Origin of the sequence: Streptomyces sp. NPDC017448 (assembly GCF_044330565.1) — a bacterium.
In the GTDB taxonomy this organism is placed as follows: Bacteria; Actinomycetota; Actinomycetes; order Streptomycetales; family Streptomycetaceae; genus Streptomyces.
This window is the reverse complement of sequence record NZ_JBIRLM010000022.1, coordinates 35,681-57,042: the sequence shown is the minus strand read 5'-3', so window position 1 is coordinate 57,042 and position 21,362 is coordinate 35,681. Positions and strand designations below refer to the sequence as shown.

At 73.4% G+C, this 21,362-nt stretch carries 14 protein-coding genes; 10 read left to right on the top strand and 4 right to left on the bottom strand.

What is annotated here, in order from left to right; genetic code table 11:
* Window positions 1-326: 326 nt before the first annotated feature.
* A complete protein-coding gene (locus ACH4K1_RS27930; RefSeq protein WP_398092342.1) occupies window positions 327-1,430 on the bottom strand; it encodes a M23 family metallopeptidase in 1,104 nt (367 codons plus the stop codon).
* A gap of 303 nt (window positions 1,431-1,733) precedes the next feature.
* On the opposite strand from ACH4K1_RS27930, the gene ACH4K1_RS27925 reads away from it, so the two are divergent.
* The 4 genes from ACH4K1_RS27925 to ACH4K1_RS27910 all read left to right on the top strand — a co-directional run bounded on the left by ACH4K1_RS27925 (window position 1,734) and on the right by ACH4K1_RS27910 (window position 8,306).
* Window positions 1,734-2,273 carry a GNAT family N-acetyltransferase gene (locus tag ACH4K1_RS27925; RefSeq protein ID WP_398092341.1) on the top strand — a complete coding sequence of 180 codons (540 nt, stop codon included), beginning with the start codon at window positions 1,734-1,736 and terminating at the stop codon, window positions 2,271-2,273.
* A 116-nt stretch (window positions 2,274-2,389) separates the two neighbouring features.
* On the top strand, window positions 2,390-7,393 hold the full coding sequence (locus ACH4K1_RS27920) for a caspase family protein (RefSeq protein ID WP_398092340.1): 5,004 nt from the start codon (window positions 2,390-2,392) through the stop codon (window positions 7,391-7,393).
* Window positions 7,390-7,698 (top strand): hypothetical protein, encoded by a 309-nt coding sequence (locus ACH4K1_RS27915; RefSeq protein ID WP_398092339.1) that lies wholly within the window; start codon window positions 7,390-7,392, stop codon window positions 7,696-7,698. Before ACH4K1_RS27920 ends, ACH4K1_RS27915 begins: the two co-directional genes overlap by 4 nt.
* Entirely contained in the window at window positions 7,695-8,306 is a 612-nt protein-coding gene (locus ACH4K1_RS27910; protein WP_398092338.1) for a hypothetical protein, read from the top strand. The genes ACH4K1_RS27915 and ACH4K1_RS27910 overlap by 4 nt, the downstream gene beginning before the upstream one ends.
* Before the next feature lie 93 nt (window positions 8,307-8,399).
* Here ACH4K1_RS27910 and ACH4K1_RS27905 read toward each other — a convergent pair whose 3' ends face one another.
* The 3 genes from ACH4K1_RS27905 to ACH4K1_RS27895 form a co-directional block, all read right to left on the bottom strand.
* Window positions 8,400-9,872 carry an FGGY-family carbohydrate kinase gene (locus tag ACH4K1_RS27905; protein ID WP_398092337.1) on the bottom strand — a complete coding sequence of 491 codons (1,473 nt, stop codon included), beginning with the start codon at window positions 9,870-9,872 and terminating at the stop codon, window positions 8,400-8,402.
* Between the two features lie 130 nt (window positions 9,873-10,002).
* Complete coding sequence (locus tag ACH4K1_RS27900) at window positions 10,003-10,776, bottom strand: DeoR/GlpR family DNA-binding transcription regulator (RefSeq protein WP_398092336.1); 774 nt, start codon at window positions 10,774-10,776, stop codon at window positions 10,003-10,005.
* On the bottom strand, window positions 10,773-11,435 hold the full coding sequence (locus ACH4K1_RS27895; RefSeq protein WP_398092335.1) for a histidine phosphatase family protein: 663 nt from the start codon (window positions 11,433-11,435) through the stop codon (window positions 10,773-10,775). Before ACH4K1_RS27895 ends, ACH4K1_RS27900 begins: the two co-directional genes overlap by 4 nt.
* 208 nt (window positions 11,436-11,643) lie before the next feature.
* Between ACH4K1_RS27895 and ACH4K1_RS27890 the strand changes: the two genes are divergently transcribed.
* The 6 genes from ACH4K1_RS27890 to ACH4K1_RS27865 all read left to right on the top strand — a co-directional run bounded on the left by ACH4K1_RS27890 (window position 11,644) and on the right by ACH4K1_RS27865 (window position 21,254).
* Window positions 11,644-12,699 (top strand): 2-hydroxyacid dehydrogenase, encoded by a 1,056-nt coding sequence (locus tag ACH4K1_RS27890; protein WP_398092334.1) that lies wholly within the window; start codon window positions 11,644-11,646, stop codon window positions 12,697-12,699.
* A 52-nt stretch (window positions 12,700-12,751) separates the two neighbouring features.
* Window positions 12,752-14,209: an FGGY family carbohydrate kinase gene (locus tag ACH4K1_RS27885; RefSeq protein WP_398092333.1), complete on the top strand. Its 1,458-nt coding sequence runs from the start codon at window positions 12,752-12,754 to the stop codon at window positions 14,207-14,209.
* A 120-nt stretch (window positions 14,210-14,329) separates the two neighbouring features.
* On the top strand, window positions 14,330-15,409 hold the full coding sequence (locus tag ACH4K1_RS27880; protein ID WP_398092332.1) for a substrate-binding domain-containing protein: 1,080 nt from the start codon (window positions 14,330-14,332) through the stop codon (window positions 15,407-15,409).
* A gap of 59 nt (window positions 15,410-15,468) precedes the next feature.
* Window positions 15,469-16,317: an ATP-binding cassette domain-containing protein gene (locus ACH4K1_RS27875; RefSeq protein ID WP_398092331.1), complete on the top strand. Its 849-nt coding sequence runs from the start codon at window positions 15,469-15,471 to the stop codon at window positions 16,315-16,317.
* The gene (locus tag ACH4K1_RS27870; protein ID WP_398092330.1) at window positions 16,314-17,573 is read left to right on the top strand and encodes a sugar ABC transporter permease; all 1,260 of its coding nucleotides are present in this window, start codon (window positions 16,314-16,316) and stop codon (window positions 17,571-17,573) included. The genes ACH4K1_RS27875 and ACH4K1_RS27870 overlap by 4 nt, the downstream gene beginning before the upstream one ends.
* A gap of 312 nt (window positions 17,574-17,885) precedes the next feature.
* Entirely contained in the window at window positions 17,886-21,254 is a 3,369-nt protein-coding gene (locus ACH4K1_RS27865; RefSeq protein WP_398092329.1) for a S8 family peptidase, read from the top strand.
* The last annotated feature ends 108 nt before the right edge of the window (window positions 21,255-21,362 follow it).

Sequence of the window (21,362 nt, the reverse complement as noted above, 5' to 3'; positions counted from 1 at the left end):
GCACATATTTGCGCGTTGAACCCAACCGCGTATCGGCATATCGGCACCCTGCTCCAGCACACGCCGGAGCGGATCGCACCTGTTGTGCCGAGGGGTCGGGTTGAAGGTCTTCCGTGCGCCCCTCCGGCCCCGGCCGGAGGGCGGGCCACGAGGAAAGCCCCCTGCAGGGCAGGGGGCTTGGCCGCCGGATCGCCGAATGACGGCTGCCGACTCGTCAGCAGCCGTCAGGCTCACCGCGTGTTCGTCCGTCCCGACCGGGCGGCCTCGTGCGGCGCCGCCCCTGGTGGGCGGCGCTCCCGGGGTGCACGGGTGGAACGGCGGGGGGGTCAGCCGGTGCGGTTGTAGATCGCCGTACCGGGGCAGGCGGTGACGCCGAGGCGGGTGGCGCACCCGGCGTACTGGCTGGACCCGTTCGACCAGAGCCAGCCGCCGATCGTACGGCCGTTGAGCCAGGTGTACTGGCCGTTGTAGTTCGCGTCGTACGTGCGCAGACTCCAGTGCACGTGGGCTCCGGTCGCGGACCCGCCGGCGCAGGTGTCCGTGCCGATGGTGCCCAGCAGGGCGCTACGGCCGATCGACGTTCCGTTGTAGTACGTGGTGTTGAACATGTGGTAGTAGTCCGTCGAGAAGCCGCCGGGGTGGATGACCCGGGTCCAGCCTCCCCCGGCGCCGCACATGGAGGTCGCCGTGCCCTCGCGCGAGGAACGGACCCGTCCGCTGGCGTTGCCTCCGGCGAAGTCGAGGCTGCTCCAGTAGCCGGTCGAGCCGGTGTGGGAGTGCGCCCCGCCGGTGAGGGTCATGTAGTAGTCGGGCATCCAGGGCAGCAGGAGCCCGTTGGTGTTGGCGGCCGCCGCCCCCAGGGCGGGCTCCTCCTGCGGTGCGGCCTTGCGCTGCGCGTACGCCGTCATGGTGCGCCGCTCCGCCGTGCCGACCAGCGGGGACCGTGCGACGTGGTCGGCGAATTCCCGGTCGCCTTCGAGGCCCGCGACCCACTGCCCGTCCTTGCGGTGGGCGATGTAGAGCCAGCCCTCCGGATCGCCGTGGTGCGTGCGGGGCGCTTCGACGTAGGCGACTCCGCGAGCCCAGTTCTTGGAGACGGTGCGGACGTCGACGACCACCTTGCGGCCCTCGTCGGCGAACTTGTCGACGGCGGCCTTCGCCGAGAGGCCCCGGGCGTCGTCGGACCGGGCCAGGACATCCGCGGAGACGGCGTCCACCAGCGCCTGCCGAGCGGCGCCGAGACCGTTGGCGGCGGCGGACGACATCTTCACGGTGACGCCGGAGGAGGGCGACGGGACGGCGTTCGCCGATGTCCCGGCGGACGACTCGGCGGAGTCGCGGAAGGCGGCCGTCGCCTGGGGGGCGGTGACGAGCAGCCCGGCGGCGGCGAGGGCGGCGACGGTGGTTCTCACGGACAGCTTGGAGAGCACGGGTGATGTCCCTTCTGAACATGAGGGCCTGCCGGTCCGGCAGGAACGAAGGCATGGCGGGGGTGGCCATGCCGGACGAAGGACAAGGACAGGGGAATGTCATGTCTTCATCAAGTTCTATGCGCATAGACTAACGCCAACGCGCGCTGCGGCGACAGACCAAGTAGCCATTAATGCAAGGGTGTTGATGAGCAACGAGGAGGCGGGACCGATAGCGTTCGAGAGGGTCGGCAAGGACACCGCGGTGACGAGCCCTCCCGCTCTGCCGGTTGGGGAGGGGGGCCTCCGTGCGAGGATCACGCCGTGAACGACCTACGTTTCCGGCTCGCCTCCGACGCCGATCTCCCCGCTGTCGTACGCCTGCGGGACCATGCCGCCCGTTGGATGCTGGCGCGGGGCGTCACCGGTCAGTGGCGGCCCGGTGAGCTGGGTGCGGAGCACTTCCGGAAGATCATGGAGAGCGGCGAGCTGTGGCTCGCGGAGAAGGGCGACGCCACCGTCGGGGCCTGGGAGTTGTGGTGGGAGGACGAGGACGCCTGGGGGCCGCGGTCCTCGTCCGCCGGGTATGTGCACCGGCTGATGGTGGACCACGCGGAAGTCCCGTCCGGGGCGGGGCGGCGGCTTCTGCGCGCCGCGGAACGACGTGTGGCCGAGACCGGCCGGGAGCTGGTGCGGCTGGACTGCCTGGCCGGCAACGCACGTCTGAACGCGTACTACCTCGACGCGGGCTACCGGGTCGTCGGCGTCAAGGAGGGCAAGCTCCAGCCGGACGGCTCGTCCAAGTCGTTCACCCTTCTCGAGAAATCCGTACGGGACGGCGGGGAGGCGGCCTCCTTCCGCTGAGGACCCGGCAACGGCCGCCGCGCACGCGGCCGGTGGTCCGGATCTGCTTGTGCGGACTCGGACCGGCCGCTCATCATGGGTACACGGGCGGGCAGGGCGAGCGGCGGGGTGGATGGATGGGCACGGATCGTCACGCGCTTCTGGTGGGGGTGCCGGAGCAGACCGGTCCCGGGTTCCCCCTCCCCTCCATCGGCGACCCCGTCCGGGAGGACCTGCGCCTGATGCGGGAGGCGCTGGAAGCCGGCGGATACCTCTGCAAGGTGATCGGCGCGCAGGACGCCGGTGAGAGCAGGCGTGACGTCATCCAGGACGCGATTCGGGAGGCGTTGCGTTCGGCCCCGCCCGGCGGTGTGCTGCTGGTCCACTTCTCGGGTCACGGCATGCACCTCGACGGCAAGGACCACTTCGTCCCCGCCAACGCCCAAGGGTGGGGGGACGGCGGGGTGGACGTGGACTCGTTGATCGACCTGGACCGGGACTTCTTCGGGATGCTCAGGACGACCGGCTGCCCCGCGGCCCTGGTCCTCGCCTGTTTCGACGCCTGCCGCGACGGGTCGGCCGAGCAGGCGATCCGCCCCTACCACTACCGCGCGCCGGAACCCACGCAACTGGTCGTCGCCAACAGCTGCGCGCCCGGGGAGACGAGCGGCTACGAGGAGGACGGCAGCCACTTCACCAAGGCCCTGGCGCACGCCCTGCACCCCGATTCGTCGCACCGTACGCTCCAGCAGGTCAGCGCGTCGGTCATGGCGCAGCTCAGGGGCCGTGACCAGCATCCGCGGTGGTCGCCCGCGGGCGAGCTGCCGGACTTCGTGGTCGCCGAGGCCGACAGCGTACCGGAGTGGGTGGCGGCGGTGTCCGGGGCGAGGCTGTGGGGTCTGCCGTGCAGTGATCCGCAGGCGCTGCAGGACGTGTTGCGCGAGCGCGTCGAGGCGGCGGTGCGCGACCTGTCCGGAAAGTACCGCAAGGCGTGCGAGCAGCTGCCGCACCCGTGGCGTGACGACGGCTTCCCGGTGCGCGTGCTGGACAGTGTGGTGGACCTCCCGGCCGGTACGCGCTCGCTCAGCGCGCTGGAGAAGGCGCTGCTGTGCGGCCTGCCGTTCATGCTCGCGACGGCCTTGGCCGAAGAATTCGCTTCCCTCTACGACGCGTTCCGGGGTTTCGACGGCTTCGACGCCCCCCGGGTCCAGGGTGTTCTGGCGGACCACGGCTTCTCCCCCCTGGAGGAGAACCGTGTACGCCGCCTCCACGCCCGGGGCCGGACCGCCGAGGCGTGGGCACTGGCCGCCTGGCGGTTGTCGAAGCGCGGCAGCAGCCTGCGCCTCGCCGGGGCGGAGGGGAAGGACCACCTGGCGGACTGCGCCGAACGCCTGGTCGACGTGCTGCTGCGGGGTACGGCGGCCAGCCACCTCAAGCAGCTGCGGACCATCGTCGACCGGCTGGCGCGGCACCACCTGTCCTACCCCAGTTGCACGGCCCTCACCTCGTACGCCGGAGACTCCAACCTCTTCAAGGTCACCGCCGCCGACGCGTCGCACCTCAACGACCACGACCTCGCGGTGCGGTGGTCGGTGGGCGCGGCGTTGGCGGTGGACGTCCGGGAGCTGTCGGAGATGGTCGGCGAGCACATCGGCACCATGTACCCTCTCGGACCCGAGGAGGTCCTGGCCTGCCTGGCGGAGGCGAGCCGACGCTTCGACGACGAGCGGGCCCTGGTGGAGGTCCTGCAGTGCCCGCACGGAGCGGTCCACAAGGCCCTGGAGGTGCACGCCTCCCGCTGCCGCGAGGCGCTCAGCCCGCTCCAGGGCGTGGGTCTGCCCGCCTACCTCACCTGGCTGCGCTCGGTGCGGACGATCGACGTGTCGGTGCACTCCGCCCCCGGCGCGTACAACCTACCGCTGCTGACCTTCCAGTTCGACCAGCGGGCGGTCTCCCACCTCCTCATGGGCAAGCAGCTCTACGGCGATCCGGCGCTGGCACTGCGCGAGCTGTACCAGAACGCCCTGGACGCCTGCCGCTACCGCATGTACCGCGACCGGTGGGCCGCGTCCCAGGGCGGCGGGGATCCCGATTGGAAGGGCCGGATCCGGATCACCCAGTACCAGGAGAACGGGCGCACCGTCATCGAGTGCCTCGACAACGGCGTGGGCATGACCGGGGAGCAGTTGAAGGACCTCTTCGCCCGGGCAGGACGCAGGCTCTCCGACTCCTCCGCGTTCCAGCACGAGCTCGGCGAGTGGCAGCAGGCCGGGATCGAGGCGCGGTTCAACAGCCGGTTCGGCATCGGAGTGCTCAGCTACTTCATGCTGGCCGACGAGATCACCGTGGTGACCCGGCCCACCGACGCCTACGGCCAGAGCACCGCCGAGGCGCTGCAGGCCGACATCGTGGGCACGGCGACCCTCTTCCGGATCGGTCCGGCCCGGCGTGACAACGGTGACGTGGCGAAGGTCCAGCACGGCGGCACGCTGGTCCGCCTCTACCTGTCGGACGAGCCGGCCGGCCCGACGGCGGGAGGCGTCTCCGCCAGCCGCACGCTCGGCGAACTGCTCTGGTACAGCGAGTTCGACACCCGGGTCCAGGACGAGTCGACGGGGCACCACGTGGTCTGGAACCACCATGAGCTGCGCATCCCCGACCGGCCGGCGCGGGAGGTCTGCGCCGTGGACGGCGCGCCCGGGGAGCTGTGGTGGGTGGAGGGCGACGGACGGCTGCTCGCGGACGGGATCGCCACTCAGCAGCAGACGTTCGGCTGCGTGGTCAACGTACGCGATCAGCGCGACCTCACGCTGAGTGTGAGCCGCAACGAGGTACAGAGCTGGGACCGGGCGAAGGTCGCGGACCTGCTCACGGCCCATCTGCCGAAGCTGGCGTCCTGGCCGCGGGTCACGCTCGCCTGGCTCCTGCGCTTCGGTCTGCGGGCCCCCCGGCTCGGGGACGACCTGTTGCGGGTGTTCGCGGACCGCCCGCTGCGGGTGGAGAACTCGCGCGACCGCGGCGGGCAGCCCTCCGAATCGACCCTGGGCCGGGGCAGGGTGCTGCGCCTGTCCGACATAGGCTGGTGCCCGCTCGACGTCGAACTGCTCACGGGCAACCCGTCCTCCGAGATCTCGGCGGGCTCCCTGGTCGGTGAGAAGCTCCGGGGTTGGCGCAGCTCGGTCCTGGGGCAGAACTCCCCCCTCGACCACAACGGGCGAGTACCGGTCAGAACGGTCCTCTCCCTGCTGTCGGCGAACCTGGGCGGTTCGTACTCCGGACTCAAGGCCCTGCTGAGCCCGCCCGGGGGCCCGGAGACCAGCGCCCCGTCGGCGAGCATCAGCGCCGCCGACTGGTACCTCCACTACTTCGCTTCGCCGGGCCGGCCGAAATCGGTCGTCTGGCTTCCGGTGGAAGTGACCGAGCGGGCCGTGCTGGGGTGGCGGCGCACCCTTTTCGGGTGTGCGGAGGATTTCTCCTTCCCCGACTCCCTGGAGGCGAACGCCGATGTGGCGCGTCTCATGGCCACGCAGGACATCAGGAAGGAGAAACACCTCTGGGAGCGGTGCGGGCAGTGGCCGTGGCACATCCTCGTCGCGACGGCGGCACGGCACAGGGTTCCCCTCGGGGAGTTGTGGGCCCGGTTCGAGGACTTCCCGGAGTCGTGGTTCGGCCCCCTTCCCGAACTGCCGGAACACCTCTTCGACCGCGTGCCCCGCCCCGGCGACGCCGTCTGGGCCAGCCGCACGGCCTCACGCACCGACGGGCTGCTGGGTCCGAAGGCGCTGCGTGACTGGGTCGCGCGTTACGACGTCCTCGGTGCCCCGCCGCACGTGCGCAGGTTGTTGGGCTACCTCGACGTACGCGATGCCCTCACTCCGGAGACCAGGTCCCTGGCCGAACATCTCATGTCCTTCGGCGACCTCCTGTACGACGGCGGGGTGCGGGTCCTCGATGTGGTCCGGACGGCCGCCCGTGGTCAGGCGCCGGTGGCCGATGTCCTCGACCTGGCGGCGCAACTGCGGGAACCTCTGGAGCTGACGGGCCTCCCCGCCGTCGACCACCCGGACGTGTGCCCCCCGGAATGGCTGGCCGACGCGTTCTTCCCGCCCCGGGAGCCGGACACCCCGGAAGAGGCGGACAGGTTCCTCAGCAAGAGCAACCTCTTCAGCATCATCGGCCATGTGCCCGCGGACCAGCTCCACCAGGGCTTCGACGTGCTGCGCGGGCTGGGCTACACCTGCCCGGTCGCCCCCTCCTCCCTGCCCGGGCTGCTGGACGGCGACGATGACCCCTGGGCGCTGGACCTCGTCACGGGTGAGTCCGACGCCCCCGACAACGGCGACCTCCTGTTCGTGGACTCCTCGGAGATCGACGCACGCAAGCTGCTCTGGTTCGCCGCCCGTCGCGGTCTGACGGTCGGCGCGGCGTTCGACATCGCCTCCGACGTCTCGGAACGGCTCGGCGTCCGACTCTCCGTCCAGCCGCCGGACGCCCTTCGGGACCTACTGGTGACGTCCGCGCTGTGGACCGCCGTGCACGGCGCCGAGAACCTCGTGTTCTCGCTGGCGAACCGGTTGAAGGTGACACCGCTGTCGGTGGCGCGGCTGGCCTACCTGGAGGAGATGACGCTGGGGGAGGCCGTGGAGGCGCTGCGGCCGTTTCGCGAGGTGGGCGTCCCGGTCCCCGACCTCGACGGCGCCGCTGGGGAGGTGCGGGCGTACAAGCCGACCGAGGACGACCTGTGGGCCCTGTCCCAGGACAGGGACGCCAGCCTGCCCGCCACCCCCCTGGACGTCGACCCGCTCAGCGTCCTGCGGGCCGCCCTGCGGCTGGGCCGGACCTTCCGGTCGGTCCACCGCATGTTCGCGGCGTACCGCCCGTTCGGTCTCACCCTCGACTTTCCCGAGCCCGCCGAGGAGACGGGCGTGCCCTGCTGGGAGGACGCCGTCATCCTCAGCTTCGCGGGGGACGGCCAGGCGCCCGCCCTGTCGGGCGCGGTCGGCGAGCGGCGCATCGCCTGGTGCGCCGAGGCGGTCGGCCGTCCCGACGATCCGGAATGGGCGCGGGAGCGTTTGCGGTTGTACGCGCCCGTGTTCGGACTGGAGATCCCCGACCCACCCCTACGGACGGAGAAGCAGTGACAGCCACACCGCGGCACCGCAAGAGGCTCGCCTGGGAGAACAGCCCCATGGGGTTGCAGCAACACGCCCTCACCGGCGACGGGGACGGCGGTCTGGTCTTCTCCGGCGCTTGCCCGCGGTGCCTGGGTTCCTTCTCCAGGGCCTATCCGGCCGCCTCCCCCGGCCAGACGAAGGGGTCCGGGGCGTCCGGCGGCACGGTGAAACCGCTCACCGTGCTGTGCGAGTGCGGTGTCAACCACCCCGGGCGCCCCGACGTCGAGAAGCAGGTCGGCTGCGGCGCCCACTGGCAGATCGGCCGGCCGTGAGCCAGCGCCCCGAGAGCAGATGGCAGGAGCTCGCGGACGAGCTGCCCTTCCAGCAGTTGGACATCGTGCGCAGACGGGCGGAGGGGTGGCGCAACGGCCTCGCCGGGCTGACCGGGCTGCTCACGGCCGTGCTCGTCCTCAAGGGACGCGAGACGTTCACGGAGCTGCCCCCCTGGGCGGTGGCCCTGGCGAGCGGCCTCATCGCCGCGGGGTTCCTGCTCCTCCTGGCGGGCACGCTGCTCGCCGTGCGGGCCAGCCACGGGCGCCGTACCGAGGACATCGTGACCAACGGCGCCGTTCTGGAGGAGTGGACGGAGCAGGAGACCAAGGACTCCCAGCGCGCTCTGTCCCGGGCCATCGGCTGCTTCGTGGCCGGGGTGCTGCTCGTGGCGTCCTCCGTGGGGGTCGCGTGGACGACGTTCCAGGGCCCGGCCCGGCCCTCCGGCCAGAGCGTCCAGGTGACCACGGTCGGCGGCGCCGTGTGCGGGCGGCTCGCGGCGTCCGACGGCAAGACGCTGCGCCTGGTCACCGGCGGCGCGCAGAAGGAGCATGTGCGAGCCGTCGCCATGACCGATGTGCTCGCCGTGGCTCCCGTGCCGGCCTGTTGAGCGGGCGCCCGGCCCCGGCCGGGCCTCCTCGCACGGCGCGGGGCCCGGCCGCCCGGGGAACGAGGCCGGGCCCGGCGGGCGCGGGCGTGCCCCTCAGCCGCCGTCGAGCCAGCCCCGGGCGCGCAGCTCCTCGGCGAAACGGCCGAACGCGTCGTCCAGTGCCGGGCGTTCGGCCGCCACCGGTTCGACGAGGGAGCCCCCGCTCACCATGGCGGCGGCGCTCGCCGCGAGGTTCTCGTGGAGGGTGCCGGTCGCGGCGAGGAGAGCCGCGCCGAAGGCCGTCCCGGCGCGCTCCACGACCCGGACCGGGCGGTCCAGGGCGGTGGCCCGGATCGCCGTCCACACGGCGCTGCGGCTGCCCCCGCCGGCGGCGTACAGGGGGCCCAGCACCGGGACTCCCAGCCGCCCGACCCGTTCCAGCGCCAGGCGTTCGACGAAGGCGACTCCTTCCAGTGCGGCCCGGTGGGCGTCGGCCTCGTCGCGGGGGCTGCCCAGGCGGAACCCGCGGGCCGTGCCGGAGACGAAGGGGAACCGCTCGCCTTCGCGGCGCAGCGGGTAGCACACGTACGACGCCGGGCCCCGGGCCGCCGCGGCGGCGTCCAGCGCGGGCAGGCGGCCCGGGGCGGTGTCGGCCAGCCACTCCCCTCCGGTGTTGGACGCCCCACCGGGCAGCCACCAGCCGTCGGGGTGGCGGTGGCTGTAGAAGGCTCCGGTCGGATCGCGGACCAGGTGCTCGGAGACCCCTTTGAGGACGTACGTGGTGCCGAGCACGCCCACGAACCGGCCGGGTTCGACCGCGCCCGTGGCGAGCTGGCCCGCGCAGCCGTCCGTCATCCCGAGGCGTACGGAGCACCCTCGGGGCAGTCCCGTGGCGTCGGCCGCCTGCGGGCCGACGGTTCCGGCCTCGGCGCCGGGGGCTCCTACCTCGGGCAGGAGCGCGAGCGGGAGGCCGAGGGCGTCGAAGACCTCGTGCGGCCACTCCGAGGCGCGGGCGTCGTAGCCGGTCTTGAGGGCGTGGCTCCAGTCCGTGGGGACCGGGCGGCCCGTCAGTTCGCGGCCGACGGCCTCAGGGGTGTGCAGGATGTGGCGCAGGGCGGCGCCGTACGCCCGATGGCACCACACGGCTCTGCCGAGCGCGGCGGTGGGCCCCACCGAGAGGCCGAGCGCGTCCCAGCGGGCGCTGCCCGCCCGCTGGGCCTCGACGTTGAGGCCGGCGGCCCGCCGGTCGTCGTACATCAGGGCGGGGCCGAGCGGTTCGCCGTCGAGCCCGGCGGGCACGATGGTTCCGGACGTGGCGGCGACGGCGACGGCGACCACCTCGCGGCCGGCCCGGGGCAGCGCCGCCGTGGTGCGGCGCAGGGCCGAGCGCACGGCGGGCCACCACGACCGGGCGTCCTGCTCGCTCGTTCCCGCGGCGGTGCGCACGGGGGGCGGCAGTTCGTTCCGCGCCTCGGCGAGGACCCGTCCCCGTCCGTCCACGCACACCACGCGGACGGCCGCGGTCGCCACGTCGACGCCGATCACGGCCGGGGAGCGGACGGGGGTGGGGCGGGGCTCGCTGCTCATGGCGGGGTGCGTCCTTCCCGGCGGGGCGGGCCCCACATGTCCGGGGATCACATGGCGGTCCGGCGTGATGGATGCGTAGGTGTGAAATTAACACGCGTTCCATCAGGGGGAGGTGGGGCCGCCTCGGGGTTCAGGACGTGGCCGCCACCGTCACCCGGGTCCGTTCGCGGAGCGCGGCGAGCAGGCCGGGGTCGGCTCCGTCGTCCACGACGAGGTGGTCCAGATCGCCGACGGGCCCCACGCGGTGCAGGGCGGTCCGGGCGAGCTTGGTGTGGTCCATGAGCATCACCTTCGTCGCCGCCGACATGAGCATCGCCCGTTTGACCAGCACCACGTCCTGCTCCTGGTGGTAGGCGGACCTGGCGTCGAGGGCCGAGGCGGAGACCGCGACGAGGTCGACGGAGAGCGCCTGGACCGCCTCGACGCAGGGCATCCCGAGGAAGGAGTCGTGGGTGCGCGAGTACTCGCCGCCCAGGGCGATCAGGCGGATGTCCTCGCACCCGGCGAAGACGTCGAGCACCCGGCGGGCGTTGGTGACCACGGTGAGCGGCCCGTGGCCGACCAGCAGGCCGGCCATGGCCAGCACCGTGGTGGAGTCGTCGAGCATCACCGACATGCCGGGCTCCACCAGGGCGGCGGCGGCCCGCGCGACGGCGTTCTTCTCCGCCGCCTGAACGCCGAGGCGGTAGTCGAGACTCGACTCGAACACCGTGGACGGCAGGGCGGAGGCGCCGCCGCGGAAGCGCCGCAGCACCCCTTGCCGGGCGAGGTCGTCGAGGTCGCGGTGGACGGTCATCAGGCTGACGCCGGTGAGCCCGGCGAGTTCGGCGCCCGTGACCGTGCCCCGCTCCATGACGTGGTCGGCGATGAGCCGTCGGCGTTCTTCGGCGGATCTCTTGGTCATGGAGGCCAGTCTCCCGCAGGGGCCGGGCCGGACGCGGGGGCGGGGGGCGTCGGGGCGGTGGGCACGTTGAGCGAGCGCAGCGCCGTCCCACCGCCGCGGATCTCGATCTCCGTGACGGCCGCGTTGTCCAGGCGCGGGAAGACGTGGCGGTAGCGGCCGAGGGGCAGTCCGAGCAGATCGCACAGGGCGATGCGCAGCAGGGTGTTGTGGGCGACGACGAGCACCGTGCCCCCCTGGTGGCGGAGGGCGAGGTCGCGGAGGGCGGCGGTGGCCCGGGCCGCGGCGTCGGCGACGGGCTCCGAACCGGGGAAGGCGCCGGAATCGGCGTCCTCGCGGAACCTGCGTACGGCTCCGGGGTCCTCCTCGGCCATCTCCTCGACGGTCCGGCCCTCGCCCCAGCCGAAGTCGACCTCCCGCAGCCCTTCCCGGACGTCCACGGCCAGGTGAAGGGCGGCCGCCGCGGGCGCCGCCGTCAGCCGGGCGCGGCTGAGCGGCGAGCTGGCGACCGCGTCCACGCGGCGGCGGGCGGCCCAGGCCCCGAGGCCGGCTCCCTGGGCGAGGCCCCGGGGCGTCAGGGCGACGTCGGTCACGCCGGCGTACCGGTTCTCCGCGTGCCACTCGGTCTCGCCGTGCCGTACCAGCAGGAGACGGGAGGTCATGGGGCGGGCCCTTCCGGGATCGAGGGCGGGAAGGCGGCCCGTCCCGGCCGTGCAGGCCGAGCGGGGCGAGCACATTGCCGGTTCACGTGGGCGCTGTTAAATTTAACAGAAATTCCACACCCCCGGCCCGGCCCTCGCGGCTCCGACGGGGCTCCGGTCTGCTCGCCACACCGGTCGGCGGCTCTCCTCGCGGAAGGATTCCGACGTCATGCGCATCCTCGCCGCAGGCGACCACTTCGTCCGTCCCGCGCTGATCCGCGCGGCGGTGGGCCGGGAGTTGGCCCGCACGGGCCGGGAGCTGCCCGAGTTCGGTGAGCTGACCCTGCCCTGGCCCCATGACCCCTTCGGGCCGGTCGGGGAGGTCCGCGAGGCGAGCGGCACGGAGGACGGGCTCGTCGAGGCGCTGGAGGGGGCGGCCGTCTGCGTGACGCAGATGGCCCCGTTCACCGAGCGGGTCTTCGCCGCCTCGCCGGAGTTGCGGTTCGTCGCCGTGGGGCGGGGCGGCCCGGTGAACGTGGACCTGGCCGCCGCCACCCGCCACGGCGTCCGGGTCAGCTTCGCCCCCGGCCGCAACGCCCCCGCCGCGGCGGAGTTCGCCGTGGGGTTGATGCTGGCCGCTTCACGGCGGATCAGTGCGGCGGACGCGGAGCTGAAGCGGGGCGTGTGGCGCGGCGATCTGTACGCGTACGAGGAGAGCGGCGGCGAGCTCGGCGGCTCCACGGTCGGGCTCGTCGGCTACGGTGCGATCGGCCGCATCGTGGCGCGGGTGGTGCGCGCCTTCGGGGCCCGGGTGCTCGCGGCCGACCCGTACGCCGACCCGGCGGTGGTCGAGGCGGACGGCGTCGAGCCGGTCGAGCTCGACGAGCTTCTGATCCGTAGTCAGATGGTGAGCCTGCACGCCCGGTTGACCGAGGAGACCCGTCATCTGCTGGACGCGCGCCGGCTGGGGCTGCTGCCGCGCGGCGCGGTCCTGGTGAACTCCGCGCGCGGCGGGCTCCTCGACCACGCGCCGCTGCCGGAGATGCTGCGCAGCGGCCGTCTCGGGGCGCTCGCCCTGGATGTGTACGACATCGAACCGATCCCCGCCGACTGGCCGCTGCACGGCGTGCCGAACGTGGTCACCACCCCCCATCTCGCGGGGGCGACCCGGCAGACGGCGCACCGCGCGGCGGCCATCACCGCCGCCGAGGTGGGCCGTTTCCTGCGCGGGGAGGAGCTGTCCCACCTCGCGAACCGGGACGTCCTGGCGGCCGGCCGGCCCTGACGGCCGCCGCCGGCGGCCGGGAACCCTTCGGCGCACACGGGAGGCACCAGGCGTGAGCACCATCATCGGTGTGGACATCGGGACGTCGGTCACCAAGGCCGTGGCGTTCGACGGGGCGGGCCGTGCCCGGGCCGCCGCCGTCCGGCGCTCGCACGTGGAGATGCTGCCGGGCGGACGGGTGGAGCAGGATCTCGACGACGTCGTGACCGGTGTCGGGGAGGTGGTGCGCGAGGTCGCCCACGCGCTCGGCGGGCCGCCGGACGCCGTGGCGCTCACCGGGCAGGGGGACGGCCTGTGGCTGCGGGACGCGGGGGGCCGTCCGGTGCGGCCCGCCATCTCCTGGATGGACGCGCGGGCTTCGGAGCTGGTGACCCGGTGGCTGGCGGACGGCACGATCGGCGCCGCTTACGCGCACACGGGCTCGGGCATGTTCCCGGGGTGCCACGGCCCGCTGCTCCACTGGCTCCAGCAGCACGAGCCGAAGACGCTGGACCGGGCGGCCGTCGCCGGGTACTGCGTGGACGCGGTGGCCCAGCACCTCACCGGCCGGGTGTGTCTGGACGCCTCCGACGCCACCCTGCCCTTCCTCGACCCGCGCACCCGCCGCTACGCGCCCGAGGCCCTGGCGGCGTGCGGCGTCGAGGGGCGCGCGGATCTGCTGCCGGCTCCCGCCGCCCCCGGCACGGTCCTCGGACTGGACGGCCGGGGCGCCCGTCTCCTGGGGCTGGCGGAGGGGCTGCCCGTCGTGGCGGGGCCGTACGACCTGCCGGCCTGCGCGATCGGCAGCGGGGTGCGCGCGGTGGGCGACGGGGTGCTCATCCTCGGCACGACCCTCGCCAGCCAGGTGCTGACCGACCGGGTGGACCTCGATCCGCTCGCCGAGCCCGCCGGCATGTGGCTGTGCACGCCCGACCCCGGCCGGTGGTTGCGCGCCATGCCCGCGATGGTGGGGACGGCGGCGCTGGAGTGGGTGCTCGCGCTCGTGGGCGCGACCACGGCCGACGTGGACGCCCTGCTCACCGAGAGCCCGCCCGGCGCACGGGGGGTCCACGCGTTCCCGTTCCTGTCCGAGGCGGGCGAGAGGGCCCCCTTCGTCGAGCCGTCGGCGCAGGGCAGGCTCGACGGGCTCAGTCTGGCGACCGGCCGGGCGGACGCCGTGCGCGCCGTCTGCGAGGCCATCGGCTACGCGGCCCGGCACTGTCTGGAGGCGGCGGGGCTGAGCGGGGACCTCGCCCTGTGCGGGGGTGGCACGCGATCGGTGATGTGGGCCCGGCTGATGGCGGACGTGCTCGGCCGGCCGGTCCGTATTCCGTTGGAGGAGCAGGTCGGGGCGCTCGGCGTGGTGTCCGTCGCCAGGGCCTCGCTGTCCCCCGGGTACGAGGCGCCGCCGGGACGCCACCGGGTGGTGGAACCGCGCGAGGACGTACGGGCGCTGTACGAGGACGGATACGGGCGGTACCGGGCGGGGTTGGCGACGGCGCGGGCCGGGTGGGGCGGCCGGGCGCGGTAGCGGGCGCCTCTCGGACCCCCGCGCCTGTTATTTATGACAGGTCCATTGACACTCCTAACACGCACGCTGTTCATTTGAGGCGAAGAAGGGCTCGATCCGCCTGAAGACCGGGGGGTTCCAGTGACGCCACGCTCAGTCAGACCACTCGCGGCAGCCCTGTCCGCCCTGGCGGTGGTCGCCTCTGTCGCCGCCTGCGCGACGGAGGCGCCGGGCGGACCGGGCGGCGGGCCGTCGCAGGACGCGAAGATCGCGTTCCTGATGCCCGACATCGCCTCCACCCGGTACGAGTTGTACGACGCCCCCCTCTTCAAGGCCAAGGTGCGGGACCTCTGCGGCGGTTGCGAGGTCCTGTACCAGAACGCGGGCGGCGACGCCGCGAAGCAACAGCAGCAGGCCGACTCCGTGCTGGCGCAGGGCGCCGACGTCATCGTGCTCGACCCGGTGGACTCCGCGGCGGCGGCGAGTACCGTCCGTACGGCGCAGGGCCGCGGGGTTCCCGTCATCGCGTACGACCGGCCGATACCGGCGGTCAGGGCCGACTACTACGTCTCCTTCGACAACGAGAAGATCGGCGCCATGATCGGCGCCTCCCTGGTGGAACACCTGAAGGCCGCCAAGGCCGAGGGCGGCCTCCTCCAGGTCAACGGCTCACCGACCGACGCGGCGGCGGGGCTGATCAAGAAGGGCGTCCACAGCGCGGTCGACTCCAGCGGTTTCACCCTTCTCGCGGAGTACGACACCCCCGCCTGGGAGCCGGGGAAGGCCCAGAGCTGGGTCAGCGGCCAGATCAGCAAGTTCCCCGGAAAGATCGCCGGGGTGGTCGCCGCCAACGACGGCACCGGCGGTGGTTCCATCGCCGCCTTCAAGGCCGCAGGGGTGGCCGTGCCGCCGGTGACGGGGAACGACGCCGAACTCGCCGCCGCCCAGCGGATCATCACGGGTGATCAGTACAACACCATCTCGAAGCCGATCAGGATCGTGGCGGAAGCCGCGGCCACCGCCGCCCACGCCTTCGCCCGGGGCGAGAAGCCCCGGGGCCGGACCACGCTCTTCGGCGCCCCGGCGGAACTCTTCACCCCCACCGTGGTCACCCGCGAGAACATCGCGGAGGTCCTGGTGGGAGACGGAAAGCCGCTGAAGACCGCCGAGGTGTGCACGGCGACGTACGCCGCCGCCTGCGCCGAGGCCGGCGTCACGTAGGCGCGCGGGCAGCTCCCGGCACGCCCCCGCCCTGCCCCCCGACCCGGAAGGCCCGGTCCATGACCGCCGATTTCCCGCCCCCGGCCCCGGGGGCTTCAGAGGGCCCCCTGCTCTCCCTGCGCGGGATCAGCAAGTCCTTCGGGGCCGTCGCCGCGCTCACCGACGTCGCTCTCGACATCGCCGCCGGAGAGGTCGTCGCCCTGGTGGGCGACAACGGAGCGGGGAAATCCACTCTGGTCAAGGTGCTCTCCGGGGTGCACCGGCCCGACGCCGGAACGGTCCGCTTCGACGGCACGACCGTATCCGTCCCCTCCCCCGCCGCCGCACAGCGGCTCGGCATCGCGACGGTGTTCCAGGACCTCGCCCTGTGCGAGAACCTCAACGTGGTGGACAACCTGTTCCTGGGCCGGGAGCTGCGCCGGTTGCGGCTGGACGAGGTGGCCATGGAGGTCCGCTCCCGCACCCTGCTCGGGGAGTTGTCGGCGAAGATCCCGTCGCTGCTCGCCCCGGTGGCGGCCCTGTCCGGCGGCCAGCGGCAGACCGTGGCCATCGCGCGGACCCTCCTGGGCGACCCCAAGGTGATCATCCTCGACGAGCCGACCGCCGCCCTGGGGGTGGCCCAGACCGCGGAGGTGCTCCGTCTGATCGAGCGGCTGCGGGAGCGCGGCCTCGCCGTCCTCGTGGTCAGCCACAACATGGCCGACGTGCGGGCGGTCGCGGACACCGTGGTCGTCCTGCGGCTCGGCCGCAACCACGGGGTCTTCGACGCCGCGGAGGCGACGGCGGCGGACCTGGTGGCGGCCATCACGGGGGCCTCGGAGAAGGTGGCCGGCCGCCGCCCCGCCCGGGGCCGGGGCGGGAGCGCGGCCCGTACGGCGGAAGCGGCGCGCGAGGGGGAGGCGTCATGACGGAACCGGCCGTCGCCGCAGGTCGGGACGGAGCCCGGGGCGGGCCCCGGAAGAAGCCGGAGAACGGCTCCGAGGCGGCGCGCGACCGGTGGCGGTCGGCGGCCGGGCGGCTGCGCGGCGGCGATCTCGGCCTGCTGCCGGTCCTCGCCGGCCTCGTCGTGATCTGGGTCGTGATGCAGATCCTCAACCCGGTCTTCCTGTCGAGCGCCAATCTCACCAACCTCGCCCTGGAGAGCGTGCCGGTCGGCACCATCGCGCTGGGCGTCGTCTGTGTCCTGCTCGTCGGCCAGATCGACCTGTCGGTCGGCTCGGTCAGCGGGCTCGGGGCCGCCGTCCTGGCCGTCCTCTTCGTGGACCGGGGGCTGCCGGTCTGGGTCGCCGCCGGGGCCGCCCTGGCCCTCGCGGGGGTGATCGGCTGGCTCTACGCCCAGGTCCACCACCGGATCGGGGTGCCCAGCTTCGTCATCACTCTCGGCGGCCTGCTCGGCTTCCTCGGCGTGCAGTTGTGGCTGCTGGGGCCCAAGGGCTCGGTCAACCTGCCCTTCGACTCGGGTCTCGTGGCCTTCGCCCAGCTCTGGTTCCTCCCGCCGTGGGCCGCGTATACGCTGGTCGTCGCGGGGGCGGCGGCACTGTACGCGACCGGCGCCGTGCGAGCCGCGGAGCGCCGCCGGGCCGGCCTGGCCGCCGCCTCCCGCCGGTTCCTCGCCGGGCGGAGCCTGGCGCTGCTGGCCGGTCTCGGGGCGGCGGTCTGGTATCTGAACCGGGACCGCGGGGTGGGCTGGATGTTCGTGTTCTTCCTGGCCCTGGTCCTGGCCCTGCACTACGTCCTGTCCCGCACCGCGTTCGGCAGGTCGATGTACGCGGTCGGCGGCGGCAGGGAGGCCGCCCGGCGCGCGGGGGTGAAGGTGGAGGCGGTCCTGACCACCGCGTTCGTGCTGTGTACGACGCTCGCCTGTGTCGGCGGGATGCTCTCCGCCGCGCGGCTCGCGGCGGCCAACCAGAGCAGCGGCGGCGGCGACGTCAACCTCAACGCGATCGCCGCGGCGGTCATCGGCGGCACCAGCCTGTTCGGCGGCCGGGGGTCGGCGTTCGCCGCGCTGCTCGGCGTCCTCGTCATCCAGTCGATCTCCAGCGGTCTCACCCTGCTGAACCTCGACTCCGCCTACCGCTTCATGGTGACCGGCGGGGTCCTGCTGCTGGCGGTGTCGTTGGACGCCGTGGCCCGGCGTTCGCGGGCCTCCCACGGCCGGGCCTGAGGCTCCGCCCCTGCCCGGCAGCGCCCTCCGACCCCAGGGCCACGGTCCCGCAGGCCCCGCGTGACGGGGCGGACACGTCGTCCCGCCCGCCTGCCGGGGCCCGGGGCGCGAGCGACCGCGCCCGGGGGCCGCCCGCCCGCTCCGTACCCCCTCCGGGCGGGCGTGATCGCGGTGGTCCGCTGTTACACAACGATCATTGAGTGGGTCGGAACGGCCTCGGCATACTCGGGAATCCGGGGCCGAACGCGTATCCGAACGCACCCCGGGCGGCCGGGCCTTCGCCCGCCGAACCACTCCTGAGCAGGGACCATCTTGCGAAAACGATCAACGAGGACGTATGCCCTCGTCGCTGCGGCCGCGGTCGCCCTCACGGCGGGCATGTCCGGCCCGGCGTCGGCGGGAACCGGCGGCCCGGCCACGGTGCTTCCGGCCACGGCTTTCCCGGGCACGGCCAAGGGCGCGAAGCCGGGCGGCAGTTCGGGCGAGACCGTCACCCTCATCACCGGCGACCGGGTCTTCGTGGACTCCCGTGGCCGGGCCGGCGGTATTCAGCGGGCGAAGGGCCGGGAGGACATGCCCTTCTTCACCGAGACCCTGGAGGGCCGCACCTATGTCGTGCCGCGCGACGCCCGGCGGCTGATCGCTGACGGAACGCTGGACCGGCGGCTGTTCGACATCACCGAACTCGCCACGGCGCAGAGCCGCAAGGCGCACCGGGCCGGGCTCAAGGTGATCGTCGGCTACCGGGGTTCGCACGCCGAGGCCGCCCGGACGAAGGTCCGTTCCTCGGAGGGCACGAAGCTCCGCAGAACCCTCTCGGTGCTCGACGCCGACGCCGTCACCGGCGTCGGCAGCACCGCCGCCACCGCGAACCCCGACGCCCTGTGGGACGCCCTGACCCGCCGCCGCGAGGACGGATCGGCGGCCCTGTCGTCCGGCGTCGCGCGGATCTGGCTGGACGGCGTACGGAAGGCGACGCTCGACCGCAGTACGGGGCAGGTCGGCGCTCCGGCGGCCTGGGACCGTTCGTACGACGGCACCGGTGTGAAGATCGCCGTCGTGGACACCGGGATCGACGCCACTCACCCGGATCTCGCGGGCAAGGTGGTGGCCGAGCGCAACTTCAGCGGCTCCCCCGACGCCAAGGACCGCAACGGGCACGGCACGCACGTCGCTTCCACCGCGGCCGGTACGGGGGCGAAGGACGCCCGGTTCAAGGGCGTGGCGCCCGGGGCGCAGCTGATCAACGCCAAGGTGCTGGACGACCAGGGCGTCGGCGACGACTCCGGCATCATCGCCGGGGTGGACTGGGCCGTCGCCCAGGGCGCGGACGTCATCAACATGAGCCTGGGCAGCACCGACACCGCCGGAATCGACCCGATGGAGGCCCAGGTGAACAGGGTCTCCGCCGAGAAGGGCGTCCTGTTCGCGGTGGCCTCGGGCAACAGCGGTTCGGACCGGGGAACGGTCGCCTCACCGGGCAGCGCCGACGCTGCGCTGACGGTCGGCGCGGTGGACGACGACGACGCGATCGCGGACTTCTCCAGCGCCGGGCCCCGGGTCGGGGACGGTGCGGTCAAGCCGGATCTGACCGCGCCGGGCGTGGCGATCACGGCGGCAGCGGCGGCGGGTACGGGCGGGCAGAACCCTCCCGGCTACACCACCCTGGACGGCACCTCGATGGCGACCCCGCATGTGGCGGGCGCGGCCGCGATCCTCAAGCAGAAGAACCCGGCCTGGACCGGGGCGCAGCTCAAGGCCGCCCTCACGGCTTCGGCGGAGGGCGGCTCCCCCACCGTCTTCCAGCAGGGTGCGGGCCGTCTCGCCGTCGGGCGGGCGATCGACCAGACCGTCGTCTCCGACCCGGTCTCCGTCAACTTGGGCACGCAGGCGTGGCCGCACTCCGACGACACCCCCGTCACCCGGCAGGTGACGTACCGCAACAGCGGCAGCACCGACGTGACGCTCGACCTGGAGCTCGCGGCGCCCACCGGCGGTGACGAGAAGCCGGCCCCGGCCGGGTTCTTCGCCCTCGACGCGCAGCGGGTCACGGTACCGGCGGGCGGCACCGCCGCGGTGGGTCTGACCGCCGACACCCGTCTCGGCGGCACGGTCGACGGTTCGTACGCGGTCACGGTCGTCGCCTCCGGCGGCGGGCTCGAGGTGCGCACCCCGGCCGCGGTGGCGCGGGAGAGCGAGTCGTACGACGTCACGTTCAAGACCTTCGACCGCGACGGTGCGGCCGGCTCCAACTGGCAGGCCGACCTGAAGGGTTACCGCGACTCCGCCGCCGGCCTGCGGTTCCTCCCCGACCTGTCGTCGGGCACTACCACGGTCCGCCTTCCGCGCGGTACGTACAGCCTCGCGGCCGACATGCTGGTCGACCCGGCGGCCCCGAAGAAGGGCGCCGACCTGATCAGCGTTCCCGAACTGTCGGTGACCGGGCCCACCACCGTCACCCTGGACGCCCGCACCACACGGCCCGTGAACGTCAAGGTGCCGGACCCGGACGCGCGTTCCACGCGGGCAGGGATGATGTACACCGTGAACACGCCCGAGACGTTCATCATGGAGGGCGCCGAGTTCAGCGGCTTCGACAACCTCCGCACCGCCTACCAGGGCGGGAAGATGGCCGAGGGCGTCCTCGCCCAGCAGTGGTCCGCGCACTGGGAGCGCAACGGCACCGAGTACAACGTCCTCACCGGAGGCCCGGTCCGGGAGCTGGCCACCGGCTTCGACAGGACCTACACGGCCGAGGACATGGCCCTGGTGAAGGCGGGCATCGGGTCGTCCGCGCCGGGCGCCGACGGCGCTCTCGCGGCGCACGGAGAGCTCGACCACGGAGGCGGCGTCGTAGCCCTCTACACCGTGCGTCCCGCGCCGGAGACGCGCAAGGTGTACCTGTCCACGGAGGACGGGGCCGCCTGGAACATCGTCGCGGGCGTCCTGGGCGCCGCGGACGCGGACGGCAACCGCTCCTTCGACTCGGTCTTCGAACTCGCCGGGCATCAGAAGTTCGCGGCCGGCAGGACCTACACCGAGACCTTCAACGTCGGTGTGCTGGGGCCGCGGATGGGCGCGGACGAGAGAATCGTGCGCGACGGCGACGACATCTACGGTGCGTTCCCGATGGTCAGCGACGGGGCGGGCCACTCCGGCTTCGCGCAGTACACCGGTGCGAGGACCACGATCCACCGCGACGGCGAGCTGTTCCTCCAGAAGGACGCCGCCATCGACCGGGAACTCTTCACGCTGACGCCCGACTCCGCCGCGTACAAGGTGGCGACCACCGTCCACCGGGATCCGAAGGTCAACCGCACCGGCACGCGGATCGACGCCTCCTGGACCTTCACCTCGGCGGCCGCCGGGAGCCCGACGGCGCTGCCCGTCTCCACGGTCCGCTTCCTGCCGAAGCTCGCCCTGGACTCCACCGTCCCGGCCGGCGGCCTGCATACCTTCCCGGTCCAGGTGCAGGGCGCGGCGGCCGGCGCCAACCTGAAGTCGCTGCGCGTCCTGGCCTCGTACGACGGTGCGACGTGGCAGCCCGCGCCGGTCATGGCGGGGAGCGTCACGGTGCTCGGCCCGGGGAGGGGCAAGGCGGTCTCGCTGAAGGCCGTCGTCACCGACAAGAGCGGCAACACCTCCATGGTCACGGTCCACAACGCCTTCTTCGGCAGGTGAGACCTCACGGGCCCCGGCCCGGACCCGCCGCGGCCAGGTACGGCCGGGGGCGGTGGTGAGGACCCGCCGGGCGGAACACGGCCCGGCGTGAGAGGGAGATGAGCGGCG

Bases quoted from the DNA above. Each gene is read 5' to 3' on its own strand.
- ACH4K1_RS27920 (WP_398092340.1), top strand. From the start codon at position 2,390: ATGGGCACGGATCGTCACGCGCTTCTGGTGGGGGTGCCGGAGCAGACC.
- ACH4K1_RS27905 (WP_398092337.1), bottom strand. From the start codon at position 9,872: ATGAGCAGCGAGCCCCGCCCCACCCCCGTCCGCTCCCCGGCCGTGATC.
- ACH4K1_RS27900 (WP_398092336.1), bottom strand. From the start codon at position 10,776: ATGACCAAGAGATCCGCCGAAGAACGCCGACGGCTCATCGCCGACCAC.
- ACH4K1_RS27895 (WP_398092335.1), bottom strand. From the start codon at position 11,435: ATGACCTCCCGTCTCCTGCTGGTACGGCACGGCGAGACCGAGTGGCAC.
- ACH4K1_RS27890 (WP_398092334.1), top strand. From the start codon at position 11,644: ATGCGCATCCTCGCCGCAGGCGACCACTTCGTCCGTCCCGCGCTGATC.
- ACH4K1_RS27875 (WP_398092331.1), top strand. From the start codon at position 15,469: ATGACCGCCGATTTCCCGCCCCCGGCCCCGGGGGCTTCAGAGGGCCCC.
- ACH4K1_RS27870 (WP_398092330.1), top strand. From the start codon at position 16,314: ATGACGGAACCGGCCGTCGCCGCAGGTCGGGACGGAGCCCGGGGCGGG.